The sequence below is a fragment of the Cryptosporangium minutisporangium genome (assembly GCF_039536245.1).
In the GTDB taxonomy this organism is placed as follows: Bacteria; Actinomycetota; Actinomycetes; order Mycobacteriales; family Cryptosporangiaceae; genus Cryptosporangium; species Cryptosporangium minutisporangium.
In genome coordinates, this window is record NZ_BAAAYN010000045.1 from 17,510 (window position 1) to 34,660 (window position 17,151).

The following is a 17,151-nucleotide window of genomic DNA, read 5'->3' on the forward strand; positions in this document are numbered from 1 at the left end:
CAGACTTGCTGCGCGGATCGTCGGGCGTCATATAGCGGACGCCCTGACCGACAGGAGTAGGTAGTGCTCATCACCCAGCGCCCTGCGCTGACCGAAGAGCAGGTCAACGAGCACCGTTCCCGGTTCGTCATCGAGCCGCTGGAGCCCGGATTCGGCTACACGCTGGGCAACTCGCTCCGGCGCACGCTGCTGTCCTCGATCCCCGGTGCTGCGGTTACCAGCATCAAGATCGACGGCGTCCTGCACGAGTTCACCACCGTTCCGGGGGTGAAGGAGGACGTCACCGAGCTGATCCTGAACATCAAGCAGCTCGTGATCAGCTCCGAGAACGACGAGCCGGTCACGATGTACCTGCGCAAGCAGGGCCCCGGCACGGTCACCGCGGCGGACATCGCGCCGCCGGCCGGCGTCACCGTGCACAACACGGATCTGCACATCGCCACGATCAACGCGAAGGGTCGGCTCGAGATGGAGCTGACTGTCGAGCGTGGCCGTGGCTACGTCTCGGCCGTCCAGAACAAGCAGCCCGGGCAGGAGATCGGCCGGATTCCGGTCGACTCGATCTACTCCCCGGTGCTGAAGGTCAAGTACGCGGTCGAGGCGACTCGTGTCGAGCAGCGCACCGACTTCGACAAGTTGATCATCGACGTCGAGACGAAGAACTCGATCACGCCGCGGACGGCGATCGCGTCGGCCGGTTCGACCCTGGTCGAGCTGTTCGGGCTCTGCCGCGAGCTGGACGAGACCGCCGAGGGCATCGACATCGGCCCGTCGCCGCAGGACGCCGCGCTCGCGGCCGACCTGGCGCTGCCGATCGAGGAGCTCGACCTGACGGTCCGTTCCTACAACTGCCTCAAGCGCGAGGGCATCCACTCCGTGGGTGAGCTCATCTCGCGCAGCGAGGCCGACCTCCTCGACATCCGCAACTTCGGCGCGAAGTCGATCGACGAGGTCAAGATGAAGCTGGCCACGATGGGGCTCGCACTCAAGGACTCCCCGCCCGGGTTCGACCCGGCGAACGTCGTGGACACCTTCTCCGACGCCGACTACGACGGCGCCGACTACGCCGAGACCGAGCAGCTGTAACCCGCTGGCCGTGGCCGGGTCCGTGCCACACGAACCCGGCCGCGAGGCGGCCTAACGAGGAGCAAGGAAGATGCCCACGCCCACCAAGGGTCCCCGCCTCGGCGGTAGCCCGGCGCACGAGAAGCACCTGCTGTCGAACCTGGCACGGGCGCTGTTCGAGCACGGCCGGATCACCACCACCGAAGCCAAGGCAAAGCGGCTGCGCCCGTACGCCGAGCGGCTGATCACCTTCGCCAAGCGCGGAGACCTGCACGCCCGTCGCCAGGTGCTCAGCCTGCTGCGGGACAAGGACGTGGTCGGTCACCTGTTCGCCGAGGTCGGTCCGCGGTACGTCAACCGCCCCGGCGGTTACACGCGGATCGTCAAGGTCGAGCCCCGTAAGGGTGACAACGCTCCGATGGCGATCATCGAGCTGGTCGAAGCGCTGACCGTGGCGCAGCAGGCCGTCGGTGAGGCCGAGCGCGCCCGCGGCACCAAGTTCGCCAAGGACGACAAGGCCGCCGCACTCTCGGGTGACACCGACGAGACCCCGGCCACGACGGCCGAGGACGAGGACCAGGACGCCGGTCCGGCCTCGACCCCGAAGGCCGAGGCCGACGCGCCGGCCGAGGGCACCGCGGAGGACATCGACCAGGACTCCGGTCCGGCGTCGACCCCCGCGTCGGCCGAGGTCGACAGCGCCGAGGACGACCAGGTCAAGGGCGACAAGGCCTGATCACCGCTGCACCGCAGCCCGCCGCTCCCTCCGGAGCGGCGGGCTGTTTGCATGGGGAAGGAGCGCCGTGACCGTCCGGGTACGGCTGGACGTCAGTTACGACGGCACCGAGTTCGCCGGGTGGGCCATCCAGCGCGGTCAGCGCACGGTGCAGGGAGTGCTCACCGAGGCGCTCGCCCGAGTGACCCGGGCCGATGTGGCGCTCACCGTGGCCGGGCGGACCGATGCGGGAGTGCACGCCTCCGGTCAGGTGGCCCACCTCGACCTGCCGGTCGAGACCTGGGAGACGCTCGGGGGTTCTCTGGTCCGTCGGCTTTCCGGGGTTCTTCCGGGCGACGTCCGGCTGCGGGCGGTCACCCCTGTGCACCCGTCCTTCGACGCGCGGTTCGCCGCGTTGCGTCGCCGGTACGTGTACCGGGTGACCGATGCGCCGTGGGGCGCCGAGCCGCTGCGTCGACGGGACACGCTCGCGTGGCCGCGCCCGCTCGACGTCGACGCGCTGCGGGACGCGGCTGGTCAGCTGCTGGGGGAGCACGATTTCGCCGCGTTCTGCCGCCGCCGCGAGGGGGCGACGACGATCCGCGCGCTGGAGGAGTTCCGCTGGGACGTCACCGCCGAGGGCCCCGGCCGAGTCCTGGAGGCCCATCTGGCGGCGGACGCGTTCTGCCACTCGATGGTGCGCAGCCTGATGGGGGCGTTGTTGGCGGTCGGCGAGGGACGCCACCCGACGTCGTGGCCGGCTGCGTTGCTCAGCCGTACCGATCGAGCGGGCAACGTCGCGGTCGCGCCGCCGCACGGCCTCACGCTGGTAGCGGTCGAGTACCCCCCGGACGACGAGCTGGCCGCCCGCGTCACCCTGACCCGCCGCGTCCGCACCGCCTCCGGGACCTGACCCGAGCGCGAGGCCCCGAGCGCAGGAGCGTGGGGCGCGCTGTGCGGGGGCGCACCGCGTGGGGGCGCGCCGAGGGGCGATTTTCGGGAAGACCACCTCTCGGGCGGCCCGGAGGGGTTGTTTTCGGGAAACCTGCCCCGCCCGAGTCCCGCGCCCTGCGGCCGGGCCGCGGGTGGTCTGCGTCAGCCCTTCAGGGCGGCTCCGACCACCTCGCGGGCCTCTTCCTGGATGCGAGCGAGGTCGTCCGCGCCCTTGAAGGACTCGGCGTAGATCTTGTAGACGTCCTCGGTGCCCGACGGCCGGGCCGCGAACCAGCCCGATTCGGTGACGACCTTCAAGCCACCGATCGCCGCGCCGTTCCCCGGCGCTTCGGTCAGCTTCGCCACGATCGGCTCACCGGCCAGCTCGGTCGCGGTCACCTGGGTGGGCGAGAGCTTGCCCAGGCGGGCCTTCTGTTCGCGCGTAGCGGGCGCGTCGACCCGCGCGTAGGCGGGAGCACCGAATCGCTCCACCAGGCCCGCGTAGAGGACGCTGGGCGTCTTGCCGGTCACCGCGGTGATCTCGGCCGCGAGCAAGTCGAGGATGAGCCCGTCCTTGTCGGTGGTCCAGACCCGGCCGTCGCGACGCAGGAACGATGCCCCGGCGCTCTCCTCGCCGCCGAACGCCACCGAGCCGTCGAGCAGGCCCGGCACGAACCACTTGAAGCCGACCGGCACTTCGACCAGCCGCCGCCCCAGCGACTGGGCGACGTGGTCGATCATCGACGAGGACACCAGCGTCTTGCCGATCGCGGCGTCCGACGGCCATCCGTCCCGGTGCGCGTAGAGGTACTCGATCGCGACTGCCAGGTAGTGGTTGGGGTTCATCAGCCCGGCGTCCGGGGTGACGATCCCGTGCCGGTCGGCGTCCGCGTCGTTGCCGGTGGCCAGGTCGAATTCGTCCCGGCGGGTGATCAGCGACGCCATCGCCGACGGCGACGAGCAGTCCATCCGGATCTTGCCGTCCCAGTCCAGCGTCATGAACCGGAAGTCGCTCTCGACCAGCGGGTTCACCACGGTCATCGCCAGCTTGTACCGCTCGGCGATCTCCGCCCAGTAGGCGACGCTGGCCCCGCCGAGCGGGTCCGCGCCGATCCGCAGGCCGGAGGACGCGATCGCGTCCAGGTCGACGACGTCGGGCAGGTCGCTCACGTACTTGTCGAGGTAGTCGTACCTCGCCGTGGTGTCGGCCCGACGTGCCCGCTCCAGCGGGATCCGCTTGATCCCGCGCAGACCGTCCGCGATCAGCTCGTTCGCCCGGTCCTGGATCCACTTGGTCGCGTCGGTGTCGGCCGGCCCGCCGTGCGTCGGGTTGTACTTGAACCCGCCCTCGTCCGGCGGGTTGTGCGACGGGGTCACCACGACGCCGTCCGCGAGGTGCTGATGGCGGCCGCGGTTCCAGGCCAGGATCGCGTGGGACAGCGCCGGCGTCGGCGTGTAGCCGTTCCGCGAGTCGATCAGAACCGTGACGCCGTTGGCGGCGAAGACCTCCAGCGCGGTCGTCCAGGCGGGCTCGCTCAGCGCGTGGGTGTCGCGGCCGAGGTAGAGCGGACCGTCGGTGCCCTGCGCGGCGCGGTACTCGACGATCGCCTGGCTGGTCGCGGCGATGTGGTCGTCGTTGAACGCCCGCTTCAGGCTGGAGCCCCGGTGCCCGGACGTGCCGAACGCGACGCGCTGCTCGATCGCACCGGGGTCGGGGCGCTCCGCGTAGTAGGCGGTGACGAGGTGGGCGACGTCGACGAGGTCGGAGGGTTCGGCCGGCTGCCCGGCGCGGGGGTTGGTCGACATCAGCGCGCTCCCTGGTCGGTTGCTCGGAACCTCTCGGGAGGAGTATGGCCGCTGTTGACGCCGGTGAACCCGTCGGGTGCACGCCCGCTGCGACGACCTGCCGTGGTGATCGTCCACGCGGGTCGCACGGAAAGTCGGGTGACCGCGGCGGACGGATCGTGGAGGATCGTCTACCCGTGGGATATATCGATGTTGCCGGGCTCGGGCAGACGTTGCCGGACGGTCGCGAGCTGTTCCGGGACGTGTCGTTCCGCGTGGGCGAAGGGGCGATCGTCGCGCTGGTCGGTGCGAACGGCGCCGGCAAGACCACGCTGCTGCGGATGATCGCCGGCGACGCGACGCCGCAGGCCGGTTCGGTCACGCGGGTGGGCGGCCTCGGGGTGATGCGCCAGTTCATCGGCTCGGTCCGGGACCAGACCACGGTGCGCGAGCTGCTGGTCGGGCTGGCCCCGGCCCGGCTGCGTGCCGCGGGAGAAGCGCTCGAGGCCGCTGAGCTGGCGATGATGGAGCGCGACGACGAACCGACCCAGCTGCGGTACGCCGAGGCGCTCGCCGGTTGGGGCGACGCCGGCGGTTACGACGCCGAGGTGCTGTGGGACACGGTGACCGTCGCCGCGCTCGGCGTCCCGTTCGACCGGGCGCAGCACCGCACGGTCCGCACGCTCTCGGGCGGCGAGCAGAAGCGGCTCGCGCTGGAGGCGCTGCTGCGCGGACAGGAAGAGGTTCTCCTGCTCGACGAGCCGGACAACTACCTCGACGTCCCGGGCAAGCGCTGGCTGGAGCAGCGCTTGGTCGAGACACCGAAGACCGTCCTGTTCGTCAGCCACGACCGGGAGCTCCTGGCCCGAACCGCCACTCAGATCGTCACGTTGGAGGCGCACTCGGCCTGGGTGCACGGCGGTGGCTTCGAGAGTTACCACGCGGCCCGCACCGCGCGGCTGGACCGCCTCGACGAGCTGCATCGACGCTGGAACGAGGAGCACCAGCGGCTGAAGGACCTCGTCCGGACGTTGCAGCAGCAGGCCAAGAACAGCGAGGCGATGGCGGCGAAGTACCACGCCATGCAGACCCGGCTGCGGAAGTTCGAGGAGGCCGGGCCACCGCCGGAACGTCCGGTGGAGGAGTCGGTGAAGATGCGGCTCGGCGGCGGGCGCACCGGCGTCCGGGCGGTGATGTGCACGGGGCTCGAACTGACCGGGCTGATGAAACCGTTCGATCTGGAGGTCTACTACGGCGAGCGGGTCGCCGTGCTGGGCTCCAATGGCAGCGGCAAGAGCCACTTCCTGCGGCTACTCGGGGGCGACGAGTCAGTGGCGCACGCCGGTTCCTGGCGGCTCGGTGCCCGGGTCGTGCCGGGGCTCTTCGCGCAGACCCACGAGCACGCGGAGTGGGTCGGCAAGCCGCTGGTGGAGATCCTCTGGGGCGGGTCGGGTACCCGGCGCGGCCTGGATCGGGGCAAGGCCATCGCGGCGCTGCGTCGGTACGGGCTGCAGGCACAGGCCGATCAGGACTTCGCGACGCTCTCCGGCGGTCAGCAGGCGCGGTTCCAGGTGCTTCTCCTCGAACTGTCCGGCTGCACGCTTCTGCTGCTCGACGAGCCCACCGACAACCTCGACGTGCAGTCCGCGGAGGCGTTGGAGGAAGGTCTGGCGGCGTTCGACGGCACGGTTCTGGCGGTCACCCACGACCGGTGGTTCGCCCGCAGCTTCGACCGGTTCCTGTCGTTCGCCGCCGACGGCGCGGTCCGTGAGACGGACGGCCCCGTATGGGATGCCGGCCGTGTTGCACGCGCCCGCTAGGTGCACGGCCCGCCGAGGACGAGCCTGGCAGGCGAGCGCGAGGCCTTGAGTATCACCAATACGAGGCGGCCTCGCGCTCGACTGCCAGCCCTCGCCCTCGACGCGCTCCAGCTCCGTAGTTGTTTTAGGCGTCTCGGCGGCGCAGGGTGATGTAGCCGGCTACCAGCGCGGCCGCGGTCCACAGCGCGAGCAGAGCCAGGCCGGTCCACGGGCCGTAGTCGCGTGCCCAGCGTGGGTCGTCTTGCGGTCCGGCCAGGTGCATCACCACCCACCCGAGCTGGTCGGGGAGGAATTGGGTGACCGTGCGGATGGCCGGCAGGTTGCCCAGGCCCTGCGAGCCGAGCAGCAGTAGCGGGATCAAGATCCCGAGCGCGACCGCCGAGCTGCGCACGACCGTGGCGACGCCGAGCGCGAACAGCCCGATCAGGACGAGGTAGACCCACGCGCCGACGGCAGCAGGCACCGCCTCGTCGAGATCCGCCCGGCGCGACCCCAGCGCCTCCTGTCCGATGACGAGCGCGGCCGCCACCGTGACCAGCGCACCGGCGCCCAGGTGCAGCAGCACCGCGACGACCTTCGCGGCGAAGAACGCGCCTCGGCGGGGCACCGCGGCGAGCGAGGCGCGGATCGAGCCCGACCGGTACTCGCCCCCGATCGCCTGGACGGCGAACGCCACGAGCGCGATCTGAGCCAGCGTCAGGCCGTAGAACGCGGCGAACAACGCGTCGAAACGGTCGTCGGCGGCGGTTCGGAACGCGCGGCTGACCAGCAAGCTCAACCCGGCGCCCACGGCGATCGCCGCCGCGAGGGTGACCACCGTCGCGCGGAGCGTCCGCAACTTGGTGAGTTCGGCCCGGACGAGGTTCATCGCGCGTCCTCGGTGCGGTTCGGGCGTGCGGTGAGGCCGAGGAATGCGTCCTCCAGCGACCTCGCGTGGTTCGCTGCGACGAAGTCGGCGAGCGAGCTGTCGGCCAGCAGCCGCCCGTGGTGCAGCACCAGGAGGTGATCGGCGGTCAGCGCCATCTCGCTCATCAGGTGGCTGGAGACCAGCACCGTGCGCCCCTCGGCGGCGAACCCCTTCAACAGCGTGCGCAGCCAGCGGATCCCCTCCGGATCCAGGCCGTTCGTGGGCTCGTCGAAGAGCAGCACGGGTGGGTCGCCGAGCAGCGCGGCCGCGATCCCGAGCCGCTGGGACATGCCCAGGGAGAACTGACGCGTCCGGCGGCCCGCCGCGGCGTCGAGGCCCACCTGGCCCAGCACCTCGCGGACCCGGCTCGTCGGCAGGCGGTTGGTCTGCGCCATCCACAGCAAATGGTGGTAGGCGCTGCGTCCGCCGTGCGCCGTGGAGCCCTCCAGCAGCGCTCCGACCCGGCGCAGCGGGTGCTCCAGCTCGTGGTAGCGCACGCCGTCGACCAGCACCTGCCCGGCGGACGGCCGGTCGAGCCCGAGGGCCATCCGCAGCGTCGTCGACTTACCGGCCCCGTTGGGGCCGAGGAAGCCGGTGACCCGCCCCGGCCGGACGACGAACGACAGATCGTCCACGGCGAGCATGCGTCCGTAGCGTTTGGAGAGGTTCTGCACTTCGAGCACACCGAGGACGCTAAAAGCGTGCCGTCCACAGGTCAGCTCGCGAAAGTTGGCCTCGTCGCGAACCAAAGTTGACGCTGACGCCGGCCCGTAGCCTGCTGGCATGGGGACTCGAAGCCGTGTCGCCGCGGTCGTCCTGCTCGCCGTGCTGGTGGCAGCCGGTGAGCTGGTGACCGTCGCGGCGACCCACCCGTCGCCGACCGTCGTCGCGGTGTACACCGGGGTGGTCGGCGCGATCGTGCTGGCGTCGCTGCGATGGGCCGCCGCGGCATTCGTCGCGGCACTGGTCCTCGCCGCCGTGGGCGGCTATGGATACTTCCTGCTGCTGTGGACCGCGTTCCGCGCCGGGCGAGCGGCGGCGTCGAGGGCCTCCTCGGTGGTCGTGGCCGGGGCGGCGATCGGAGCGGTCGGGGTTCCGATCGCGGCCGCGGTGTCCGACCCGGCCTCCGGGGCGCAGTACACGGCCGCTTACCTGGTCTTCGTCGTGTTGCCGCTGGTCGCCGGCCGCTACCTCAGCCAGCACGCCCGGCTGCTCGCCGCGTTGACCGACCGCAATCGGGAGCTGCGGCGCGCCCGCGACCTGGCAGCCGAGCGGGAACGGCTGGCCGAACGTCTGCGGATCGCCCGGGAGATGCACGACGCCCTCGGGCACCGGCTCGGCCTGGTGTCGATCCAGGCCGCGGCGCTGGAGGTCGACGATCTGCCGGCGCGGCAACGAGAAGCGATCGCCCGGCTGGCCGGCGCCACCCGGGACGCGGTCGCCGGTCTGCACGAGGTCGTCGGCGCGCTGCGTCAGGGCGACGGCATCGACGCACCGGGGCTCGACGGGCTCGACGCCCTCGTCGACCGCTGCGCCCGGGCCGGCATGCCGGTGACCGTCGAGCGCCGTGGGCACCGCGGGCGGCTGACCGACGAGGCCGAACGCGCTGCGTACCGGGCGGTCGAAGAGGGCCTCACGAACGCGGCGAAGCACGCACCCGCCCGGCCGGTGACCGTGACGCTCGACTGGGAGACGGACGCGCTGGTACTCACGATCGCCAACCCGACGGACGACGGCGCGGAGACCGCGCCCGGCGGCGGCCACGGTTTCGCCGGAGTCCGGGAGCGGGTCGAATCGCTGGGCGGGTTCGCGTCGCTGCGTCGGGACGGCGGTGAGGTCCGACTCACCGTGCTCCTCCCCACCGTGGGCCACGAGCCCGAGCCGTCCGAGGTCGGCGTGCGGGCGGCTGCGCTGGGCGTCGCGACCGCCGTGCTGCTGTTCGGTGCGCTGCCCGCCGCCATGCTGATGGGTGCGGGCTGACGTGATCCGCGTGTTGATCGCGGACGACGAACCGCTGATCAGAGCCGGCATCGCCGCAGTGCTCGACTCCGATCCCGAGATCACGGTGGTGGCCCGGGAGGCGGACGGACGGGCCGCGGTCGAGCGGGCGATCCGCGCCGACGTCGACGTCGCCCTCGTCGATATCCGCATGCCCGTGCTCGACGGGCTCGAAGTGGTCGAGGAGCTCCACCGCCGGAGGCCCGCGCTGCCGGTCGTCGTCCTGACGTCGTTCGGGGCGGAGCCGAACGTGCTCCGGGCGGTCGAGCACCGAGCAGCCGGGTTCCTGCTCAAGAACTGCACCCCGGCCGAGTTGGTCGGTGCGGTGCGGGCAGCGCACGCCGGCGAGGCGTATCTGTCGCCGAGCGCTGCCCGGGTCGTGTTGGGCCTGGTTTCACCGGATGACGTCCGCCGCCGGGAGAGTGCGGCCCGGCGGCTCGCCGCACTGACCGCACGCGAGCGCGACGTGGCCGACCTGGTGGGCGAGGGCCTGGCGAACGCCGAGATCGCTCGTCGGCTGCGCACCAGCGAGACCACGGTCAAGACGTACGTCAGCCGGGTGCTGACGAAGCTCGGCTGCGACAACCGCGTCCAAGTCGCCCTCTTGGTACGCGATTCCTCCGGCTGACGGACGTGCGACGCCGCCCGGCCGTCAGCGGCGTTTGTCGAGGGCGTCGATCACGTAGTACAGGAAGTCCTGCGCGCAGGCGTCGATGACCGGGTCCTTCTCGGCCTTCTTGCCCGACGTGTAGGCGCCGCTGGAGAACACCAGCCAGTGGCCGTACGCCTTGCGGTAGAACCACCAGTCCTTCTTGCCTGCCTGGCCCTCCGACGCGACGTTGTGGCGACGCGGGACGAAGCTGCCCGCGGTGCTGCCCTTGATCGCGGTCTCGGCCTGGGCGGCGGTGGCGGCGTCCGGGAAGTTCAGGGCACCGAACGTCACCGCGCACTTGGTCGTGGTGTTCACCGCGGTGACGCTGGTCACCTCGGAGCACTTCAGCTTCTTCACCAGCGCAACGGCTCCACCGTCGACGGCCTTGCCGCAGTCGGCTGCCTTGTCCTGACCGGTGCGGGTGTAGCTGCCGCTGGTCGAGAGCGTGTACTTCGGCAGGCTGATCGCGGTCAGCTCCAGGGGCTCCGGGTCGGTGGCCCGGGAGGCGAGCTTGTCGCTGGCGCCGGTGGTCGCGGGAGACGGGTTGTCGCTGGCGCTCGGCGTCGGCGCTCCGGTCGTGGCGGACGCTTTGGGAGCAGCGGCCTTGTCGGACGAGTCGTCGTCCCCGAACAGCAGGAAACCACCGACGCCGGCCAGCGCGATGACCAGCACGGCGACGCCGGCGATGATCGCGATCAGCTTTCCCCGGCCGCCGCCGTCCTCCGGCGGGGTGTCGTCGAGCCGGCGCCGGGTCGGCGTCAGCGACGTCGATCGGTCGCCCTCGGCTCGGGCCGGTAAACCGCTGCCGCGCGAGTAAGCGGCGCCGTACGGGTCGCCGCCCGGACCCTCCAGCGGAGGGAAGGCCGTCGTCGGGGGTCCGCCGGGCGGCCCTCCGGCGGGCGCGCCACTGGACGGCGCGCCGCCGTACTGCGGGTCCCCGTACTGGGGATCTCCGTATTGAGGGTCGCCGTGCTGGGGTCCACCGTGCTGGGGTCCACCGTGCTGGGGTCCACCGTGCTGGGGTCCACCGTGCTGGGGTCCACCGTGCTGGGGTCCACCGTGCTGGGGTCCACCGTGCTGGGGTCCACCGTGCTGGGGTCCACCGTGCTGGGGTCCACCGTGCTGGGGTCCACCGTGCTGGGGTCCACCGTGCTGGGGTCCACCGTGCTGGGGTCCACCGTGCTGGGGTCCACCGTGCTGGGGTCCACCGTGCTGGGGTCCACCGTGCTGGGGTCCACCGTGCTGGGGTCCACCGTGCTGGGGTCCACCGTGCTGGGGTCCACCGTGCTGGGGTCCACCGTGCTGGGGTCCACCGTGCTGGGGTCCACCGTGCTGGGGTCCACCGTGCTGGGGTCCACCGTGCTGGGGTCCACCGTGCTGGGGTCCACCGTGCTGGGGTCCACCGTGCTGGGGTCCACCGTGCTGGGGTCCACCGTGCTGGGGTCCACCGTGCTGGGGTCCACCGTGCTGGGGTCCACCGTGCTGGGGTCCACCGTGCTGGGGTCCACCGTGCTGGGGTCCACCGTGCTGGGGTCCACCGTGCTGGGGTCCACCGTGCTGGGGTCCGCTGTGCTGGGGTCCACCGTGCTGGGGTCCACCGTGCTGGGGTCCACCGTGCTGGGGTCCACCGTGCTGGGGTCCACCGTGCTGGGGTCCACCGTGCTGGGGTCCACCGTGCTGGGGTCCACTGTACGGCGTACTGCCGTACTGGCCACCAGTGCTGTACGGGTCGCCGGTCGCGTACGGGTCGCCACCCTGCTGCTGCGGCGCCCCGCCGTACCTGGGGTCGTTGTACTGCGGGTCTGCGTACTGCGGGTCTGCGTACTGGGGAGCCCCGTACTGCGGGTCGCCGTACTGCGGGCCCGCGTACTGGGGATCCGCGTACTGGGGATCCGCGTACTGGGGATCCGCGTACTGGGGGTCTGCGTACTGGGGGTCCCCGTACGGCGGGTTCCCCGCCTGAGAGTGCCCGGCCTGGGGATGCCCAGCCTGCGGGTTCCCGTACTGGGGATCCGCGTACTGGCTTTCCGCATATTGGGGTTCGGCGTACTGCGGGGCGTACTGAGCGCCGTGCTGGCCACCGGCGTACGGGTCACCGCCGCGCTGCGGCTCCGCGTACGGCGCTCCGCTCGACGGCGCACCACCAGCGGGCGGACCGTACCGCTCGGGCTGTCGGGGGTAGCTGCCCGACGGTGACTCTTGGTAGCCGTCCTGGTATCCGGGCGGCTGCGCCTGGTAGCCCGCCGGACCCTCCTGGTAGCCCGACGGTGCTCCCTGGTGCCCGCCGGAACCATCCGGATAGCCGGGCGGAGGTCCGTGCTGCCCGGACGGTGTCTCCCGGTAGTCGTAGCCGGGAGCCTGCCCCTGATAACCCGAGGGCGACTCCTGGTAGCCCTGGTACGGGTAACTCCCGCCCTGCTCGGGCTGGCCACCCTGCCCGTGCTGGCCACCCTGTGCCTGCTGGCCACCCTGGCCGTCCGGCGTCGGCTCGAACCAACTCCGTCCGGCCTGGTCGTCGGATCCCGGCGCGGCCGGATAACCCGGCTGCTGCTCCGGGTAGCCCGGGTAACCCTGCTGCTGAGCGCCGTAGGGGTACTGGTCACCGTGCGGCTGCTGCGGACCGCCGTACTGCTGCTCGGGCGGGTAGCCCGGCGCGTACCGCGGGTCGTACTGACCCTGCGGCGGGTACGGCTGATCACCCGGCGACGGCCGGGGCGCGGACGGATCCGCACCGGCGCGGTCGGGGTCGTCGGCACCGGGCCGACCCTGGGGTGGGCTGTCCCAACCCGGCTGGCCCGGAGGCGGCGTGGTCATGCCACCGAGCCTACTTACCCTCCGCTCCAACCGTGCGTTGCATCGGGCCCCCATCAGCCACCTCGTGACCGAACGGCTACCGTGTGCCCCGGTCACCCCGGCAGACTGGTCGGAACCGGGCGCACTGCCGGTGTGACACGCTGCTTTTGACCATGCCTGAATGTGCCGGGTATCCTTGGCTGCTGTTGCGCGTTCCATCCATCCGCGGGGTAATTCACGCCCCGCGTTTGCATGAACTCAAGTTCGGCGCGCTCCACCGCCGGTGAGCGGCCAGCGGATCCGAGAGTACTGACGAGACAAGGTAGACCCGTGCGTACGTTTAGCCCGAAGGCCGGAGACGTCCAGCGTCAGTGGCACGTCATCGACGCGAGCGACGTCGTCCTCGGACGGCTCGCGAGCCACGTAGCCCAGCTGCTGCGGGGCAAGCACAAGCCGATCTTCGCGCCCCACGTCGACACCGGTGACTTCGTCATCGTCGTGAACGCGTCCAAGGTCGCCCTGACCGGCAACAAGCGCGAGACGAAGGTCGCCTACCGGCACTCCGGTTACCCGGGCGGCCTCAAGCGCGTCGCTTACAACGAGCTGCTCGAGACGCGTCCCGAGCGGGCCATCGAGCTCGCCGTTCGCGGCATGCTCCCGAAGAACAAGCTCGGTCGCCAGCTGCTGAGCAAGCTCAAGGTCTACGCAGGCCCGGAGCACCCGCACAGCGCACAGAAGCCGACGCCGTTCGAGATCAGCCAGGTAGCGCAGTAAGCGCTCCGGACGCCCGCAGACTCAGCAGTAGGAGATACCCAGCGTGACCATCCCTGTCGTCGCGGAGAAGCCGATCCAGACGGTCGGCCGCCGCAAGGAGGCCATCGTCCGGGTCCGGCTCGTTCCGGGCACCGGCCAGTTCAAGCTCAACGGCCGCACCATCGAGGAGTACTTCCCGAACAAGGTGCACCAGCAGCTCATCCGTGAGCCGTTCGTCACCCTCGAGAAGACCGAGCAGTTCGACGTCATCGCGAGCCTGCGGGGCGGCGGCATCACCGGTCAGGCGGGTGCGCTCCGGCTTGCTATCGCTCGTGCGCTGATCACCGTCGAGCCCGACGACCGTCCGGCGCTGAAGAAGGCCGGCTTCCTCACCCGTGACCCCCGGGTGAAGGAGCGGAAGAAGTACGGCCTCAAGAAGGCCCGTAAGGCGCCTCAGTACAGCAAGCGCTGATTTACTCCCTGGCCGGAACGTGTGTTCTACCCGTTCGGCCGGGCGCTCGGCTCGACCCGGCCGGTGGCGGTCTCGCCACCGGCCGGTGTGTTCCACACGGGGGGCGGCCCGTTCCGTGCGCCGCGACGTCGCGCGCCCGACAGGGCTGCGTTGTCTGACCCGCTACCGTCCACCCGTGGCGCCGTTCCGGCGCACAACGCCGATGAACTCTTCTCGACCTCCGGCATCCGCCCAGGGCGAGCGACCCCAGCGGTCGCCGGGTGAGCAGAGTTCAGTTCACCTGTACCGCTCACCACGAGCGGTCGTGACCTCCGCGGAGTGGCGGATCTGATGGGTCGTCTGTTCGGTACCGACGGAGTACGAGGCCTCGCCAACGGCGACCTCACGCCGGAACTCTCGATGGCGGTGGCCGTTGCTGCGGCGCACGTCCTGGCCGGAGTCGAGGGACCACGTCCGAAGGCCGTCGTGGGTCGTGACCCGCGCGCCAGCGGTGAGATGCTGGAGGCGGCGGTCTGCGCCGGACTGGCCAGCGCCGGTGCCGACGTGACCAGAGTCGGCGTGCTGCCGACTCCCGCGGTCGCCCACCTCACCGCCGAGCTCGGCGCGGACCTCGGTGTCATGCTCTCGGCGAGCCACAACCCGATGCCCGACAACGGCATCAAGTTGTTCGCCCGTGGTGGCCACAAGCTCCCCGACGAGATCGAGGACGCGATCGAGGAGGCCATCCGGCACAACGCGGCCCGTGAGTGGACGCGTCCCGCCGGGGCCGGGGTCGGCCGGATCGGTGACCTCTACGACGGTGGCGAGCGTTACGTCGAGCACCTGCTCACCACGCTTCCGCATCGGCTGGACGGCATCACGGTCGTCGTCGACTGCGCGCACGGGGCGGCGTCGAGCGTCGCTCCGGAGCTCTATCGGCGGGCCGGCGCCACCGTGATCCCGGTCGCTGCCGAGCCCGACGGGCTCAACATCAACGACGGCGTCGGCTCCACCCACCTCGACGTCGTCCAGGCGGCGGTGCGGGAGCACGGGGCCGACATCGGCATCGCGCACGACGGAGACGCCGATCGCTGCCTCGCGGTGGACGCCAACGGCGAGATCATCGACGGCGACCAGATCATGGCAATCCTCGCGCTGGCGATGAAGGACGCGGGGACGCTCATCGAGGACACGCTCGTCGTCACCGTGATGAGCAACCTCGGTCTGACGCTGGCGATGAAGGAGGCCGGCATCTCGTTGGTCACCACCGGCGTCGGTGACCGGTACGTGCTGGAGGCGCTGCGGGCGCAGAACCTGGCGCTGGGCGGTGAGCAGAGCGGCCACGTCGTGATGCCCGCGCACGCCACGACCGGCGACGGGCTCTTGACCGCGCTGCACCTGATGGCCCGGATGGCGTCGAGCGGGCGGTCGATCGCGGACCTGGCCGGGGCCGTCACGCGGCTGCCCCAGGTTCTGGTCAACGTGCGGGTGAACGACAAGGCGGCCGTCGCGAAGGCGGAGTCGGTCGCCGCCGCGGTCGCCGAGGCGGAGCGTGAGCTGGGGGAGACCGGCCGGGTGCTGCTGCGCCCGTCGGGCACCGAGCGGCTGATCCGGGTCATGGTGGAGGCTGCCAGCCAGGAGGACGCCGAGGCGGTCGCTCACCGGATCGCGAAGGTCGTCGCCGACGTCAGCTAGGGCGGAGCGGCGGCGCGCGGACCGGGATCGGTTGCTGCCGCGCGTCCAAGAGGTGTCGTTGTTGCCGTGAGCGGTAAACATGACCCGTATGGGTCAGCCGGAACCGCAGGTCGCAGAGCGTTATGAGGCGGCGCAGCCGTCACCGACCGGAAACGCGGACCGCAGACTGCTGGCGCGTCTCCTGTTCGCGCTGGTGGCCGCGTGTGCCGCTGCCGTGCCGGTCGCGCTGCTGGCGATCGTGGTCAAGAACGTCGACTGGCCGGTCGCGCGGCTGGATCTGGCGATCGCCCGGGGACTGAACGGGTACGCCGCCGACCACCAGTGGTTCGTCGACGTCCTGGATTGGATCTCGACGGTCGGGCACCCGGCCACGTTCCGGATCGGCGCCACGGTGGCCGCGCTCTGGCTGCTCGCGGTCGCCCGGCCACGCCTCGCGCTCTGGACGCTGGTCACGACGTGGGGCGGCGCGCTGCTCGGCGTCCTGCTGAAGTTGCTGGTCGCGCGGGCGCGGCCGGTGTTGCCGGAGGCGGTCGCACACGCGGACGGGTACTCGTTCCCCTCCGGGCACGCGGTCGGGGCGTTCGTCGGCTGCGCTGTCCTGCTCCTCCTGTGGCTGGACATGGCGAAGCCCCGGCAGAGAGTGATCGGCTGGGTCGTGGCGGGCCTCGGCGCCGCGGCGGTCTGCTTCTCCCGCATGGGCCTGGGCGTGCACTACTTCAGCGACGTCGTCGGTGGCTGCCTCGTCGGCCTGGGGTGGGTGGCCGCGACGACGATCGTCTTCCAGGTGTGGCGCCGGGAGACCGGGCTGCCCGCGGCGGACGTGGTGAACACCGGGATCGAGCCGGAACGCGCCGAGGAGGACGCCGACACTCGTCCGCTCCCGCCGTGGCGCGACGTCTTCGGCGAGATCGCGCGGCCGTTGCCGCGTCTGTTGCCGCTCTGGATCGCGCTGGTGGCGGTTACTGCGGGTGTGGGCTGGTTGGTGACGAAAGCGTTCGGCGACTCGGCCGTCGGCGACCTCGACCGTGAACTCCCGCTCTGGTTCGCCGACCGCAGCACGCCGACGCTGGACGATCTGACCGCGTTCTGCACGCTGATCGGCGAGACCACCACGATCGTCGTCGTCACCGCCGTCGGGTTCTTCTTCGCCCGGCTGCTCTACCGCCGCTGGCTGGAACCGGTCGTGATCCTGTTCGCCGTGGTCGGCGAGGTCTGGGGGTTCGTGCTGGTGACCTGGCTGGTCGACCGCGAGCGGCCGCCGGTGGCGCAGCTCGACGAGGCGCCGCCGACCAGCAGTTTCCCGTCCGGCCACACGGCCGCGACCGTGTGTTGTTACGGAATCCTCGCGGTGCTCGCCGCCCGCCGGACCAGGGTGCCGCGTCCGTGGCTGTTCGCGGGTGTGGCGCTGGCGGTGGTGCTGATCGGGATCTGCCGGATCTACCGCGGCATGCACCACCCCACCGACGTGATCGCCGGCGTGGCCTACGGCTCGGTGTGGCTCACGATCGTGGTGATGCTGCTGTTGCGGAAATCACCCCAGGCCGAGGGGTTTACTGCCCGAAAGGTCAGGTCTTAGCGTCGAAC

At 71.3% G+C, this 17,151-nt stretch carries 14 protein-coding genes and 1 pseudogene; 11 read left to right on the top strand and 4 right to left on the bottom strand.

Translation table 11 applies throughout. The features are described 5' to 3' along the window. Positions 1–63: 63 nt before the first annotated feature. From ABEB28_RS32480 to truA, 3 genes are all read left to right on the top strand, one after another. A complete protein-coding gene (locus ABEB28_RS32480; protein WP_345732076.1) occupies positions 64–1,086 on the top strand; it encodes a DNA-directed RNA polymerase subunit alpha in 1,023 nt (340 codons plus the stop codon). Positions 1,087–1,156: 70 nt separating this feature from the next. Then, positions 1,157–1,801 carry a 50S ribosomal protein L17 gene (gene rplQ / locus ABEB28_RS32485; RefSeq protein WP_345732077.1) on the top strand — a complete coding sequence of 215 codons (645 nt, stop codon included), beginning with the start codon at positions 1,157–1,159 and terminating at the stop codon, positions 1,799–1,801. A 67-nt stretch (positions 1,802–1,868) separates the two neighbouring features. Continuing rightward, complete coding sequence (gene truA / locus ABEB28_RS32490) at positions 1,869–2,693, top strand: tRNA pseudouridine(38-40) synthase TruA (protein WP_345732078.1); 825 nt, start codon at positions 1,869–1,871, stop codon at positions 2,691–2,693. A gap of 182 nt (positions 2,694–2,875) precedes the next feature. Here the strand turns inward: truA and pgm are convergent, their stop codons facing one another. Continuing rightward, on the bottom strand, positions 2,876–4,519 hold the full coding sequence (pgm, locus tag ABEB28_RS32495) for a phosphoglucomutase (alpha-D-glucose-1,6-bisphosphate-dependent) (protein WP_345732079.1): 1,644 nt from the start codon (positions 4,517–4,519) through the stop codon (positions 2,876–2,878). A 176-nt stretch (positions 4,520–4,695) separates the two neighbouring features. Here pgm and ABEB28_RS32500 point away from each other — a divergent pair, with 176 nt between their 5' ends. After that, complete coding sequence (locus ABEB28_RS32500) at positions 4,696–6,318, top strand: ABC-F family ATP-binding cassette domain-containing protein (protein WP_345732080.1); 1,623 nt, start codon at positions 4,696–4,698, stop codon at positions 6,316–6,318. A 124-nt stretch (positions 6,319–6,442) separates the two neighbouring features. Here ABEB28_RS32500 and ABEB28_RS32505 read toward each other — a convergent pair whose 3' ends face one another. Together ABEB28_RS32505 and ABEB28_RS32510 are read right to left on the bottom strand one after the other, a co-directional pair. Then, complete coding sequence (locus ABEB28_RS32505) at positions 6,443–7,186, bottom strand: ABC transporter permease (protein WP_345732081.1); 744 nt, start codon at positions 7,184–7,186, stop codon at positions 6,443–6,445. Between the two features lie 68 nt (positions 7,187–7,254). Continuing rightward, a pseudogene (locus tag ABEB28_RS32510) lies at positions 7,255–7,869 on the bottom strand (ABC transporter ATP-binding protein); the annotation flags it as partial. A 139-nt stretch (positions 7,870–8,008) separates the two neighbouring features. On the opposite strand from ABEB28_RS32510, the gene ABEB28_RS32515 reads away from it, so the two are divergent. Both ABEB28_RS32515 and ABEB28_RS32520 read left to right on the top strand, forming a co-directional pair. Beyond that, positions 8,009–9,205, top strand: a complete 1,197-nt coding sequence (locus ABEB28_RS32515; RefSeq protein ID WP_345732082.1) for a sensor histidine kinase — start codon at positions 8,009–8,011, stop codon at positions 9,203–9,205. A gap of 1 nt (position 9,206) precedes the next feature. Next, positions 9,207–9,851, top strand: a complete 645-nt coding sequence (locus ABEB28_RS32520; protein ID WP_345732083.1) for a response regulator transcription factor — start codon at positions 9,207–9,209, stop codon at positions 9,849–9,851. Between the two features lie 24 nt (positions 9,852–9,875). On the opposite strand, the gene ABEB28_RS32525 is transcribed toward ABEB28_RS32520, so the two are convergent. Continuing rightward, positions 9,876–10,547 carry a hypothetical protein gene (locus tag ABEB28_RS32525; protein ID WP_345732084.1) on the bottom strand — a complete coding sequence of 224 codons (672 nt, stop codon included), beginning with the start codon at positions 10,545–10,547 and terminating at the stop codon, positions 9,876–9,878. Between the two features lie 297 nt (positions 10,548–10,844). Between ABEB28_RS32525 and ABEB28_RS32530 the strand changes: the two genes are divergently transcribed. The 5 genes from ABEB28_RS32530 to ABEB28_RS32550 all read left to right on the top strand — a co-directional run bounded on the left by ABEB28_RS32530 (position 10,845) and on the right by ABEB28_RS32550 (position 17,143). Next, complete coding sequence (locus tag ABEB28_RS32530; RefSeq protein WP_345732085.1) at positions 10,845–12,071, top strand: hypothetical protein; 1,227 nt, start codon at positions 10,845–10,847, stop codon at positions 12,069–12,071. A 927-nt stretch (positions 12,072–12,998) separates the two neighbouring features. Then, entirely contained in the window at positions 12,999–13,442 is a 444-nt protein-coding gene (gene rplM / locus ABEB28_RS32535) for a 50S ribosomal protein L13 (protein WP_345732086.1), read from the top strand. 34 nt (positions 13,443–13,476) lie between these two features. Then, complete coding sequence (rpsI, locus tag ABEB28_RS32540; protein WP_345732112.1) at positions 13,477–13,893, top strand: 30S ribosomal protein S9; 417 nt, start codon at positions 13,477–13,479, stop codon at positions 13,891–13,893. Between the two features lie 330 nt (positions 13,894–14,223). After that, on the top strand, positions 14,224–15,567 hold the full coding sequence (glmM, locus tag ABEB28_RS32545) for a phosphoglucosamine mutase (RefSeq protein WP_345732087.1): 1,344 nt from the start codon (positions 14,224–14,226) through the stop codon (positions 15,565–15,567). An 88-nt stretch (positions 15,568–15,655) separates the two neighbouring features. Further along, positions 15,656–17,143: a phosphatase PAP2 family protein gene (locus tag ABEB28_RS32550; RefSeq protein WP_345732088.1), complete on the top strand. Its 1,488-nt coding sequence runs from the start codon at positions 15,656–15,658 to the stop codon at positions 17,141–17,143. Positions 17,144–17,151 lie beyond the last annotated feature (8 nt).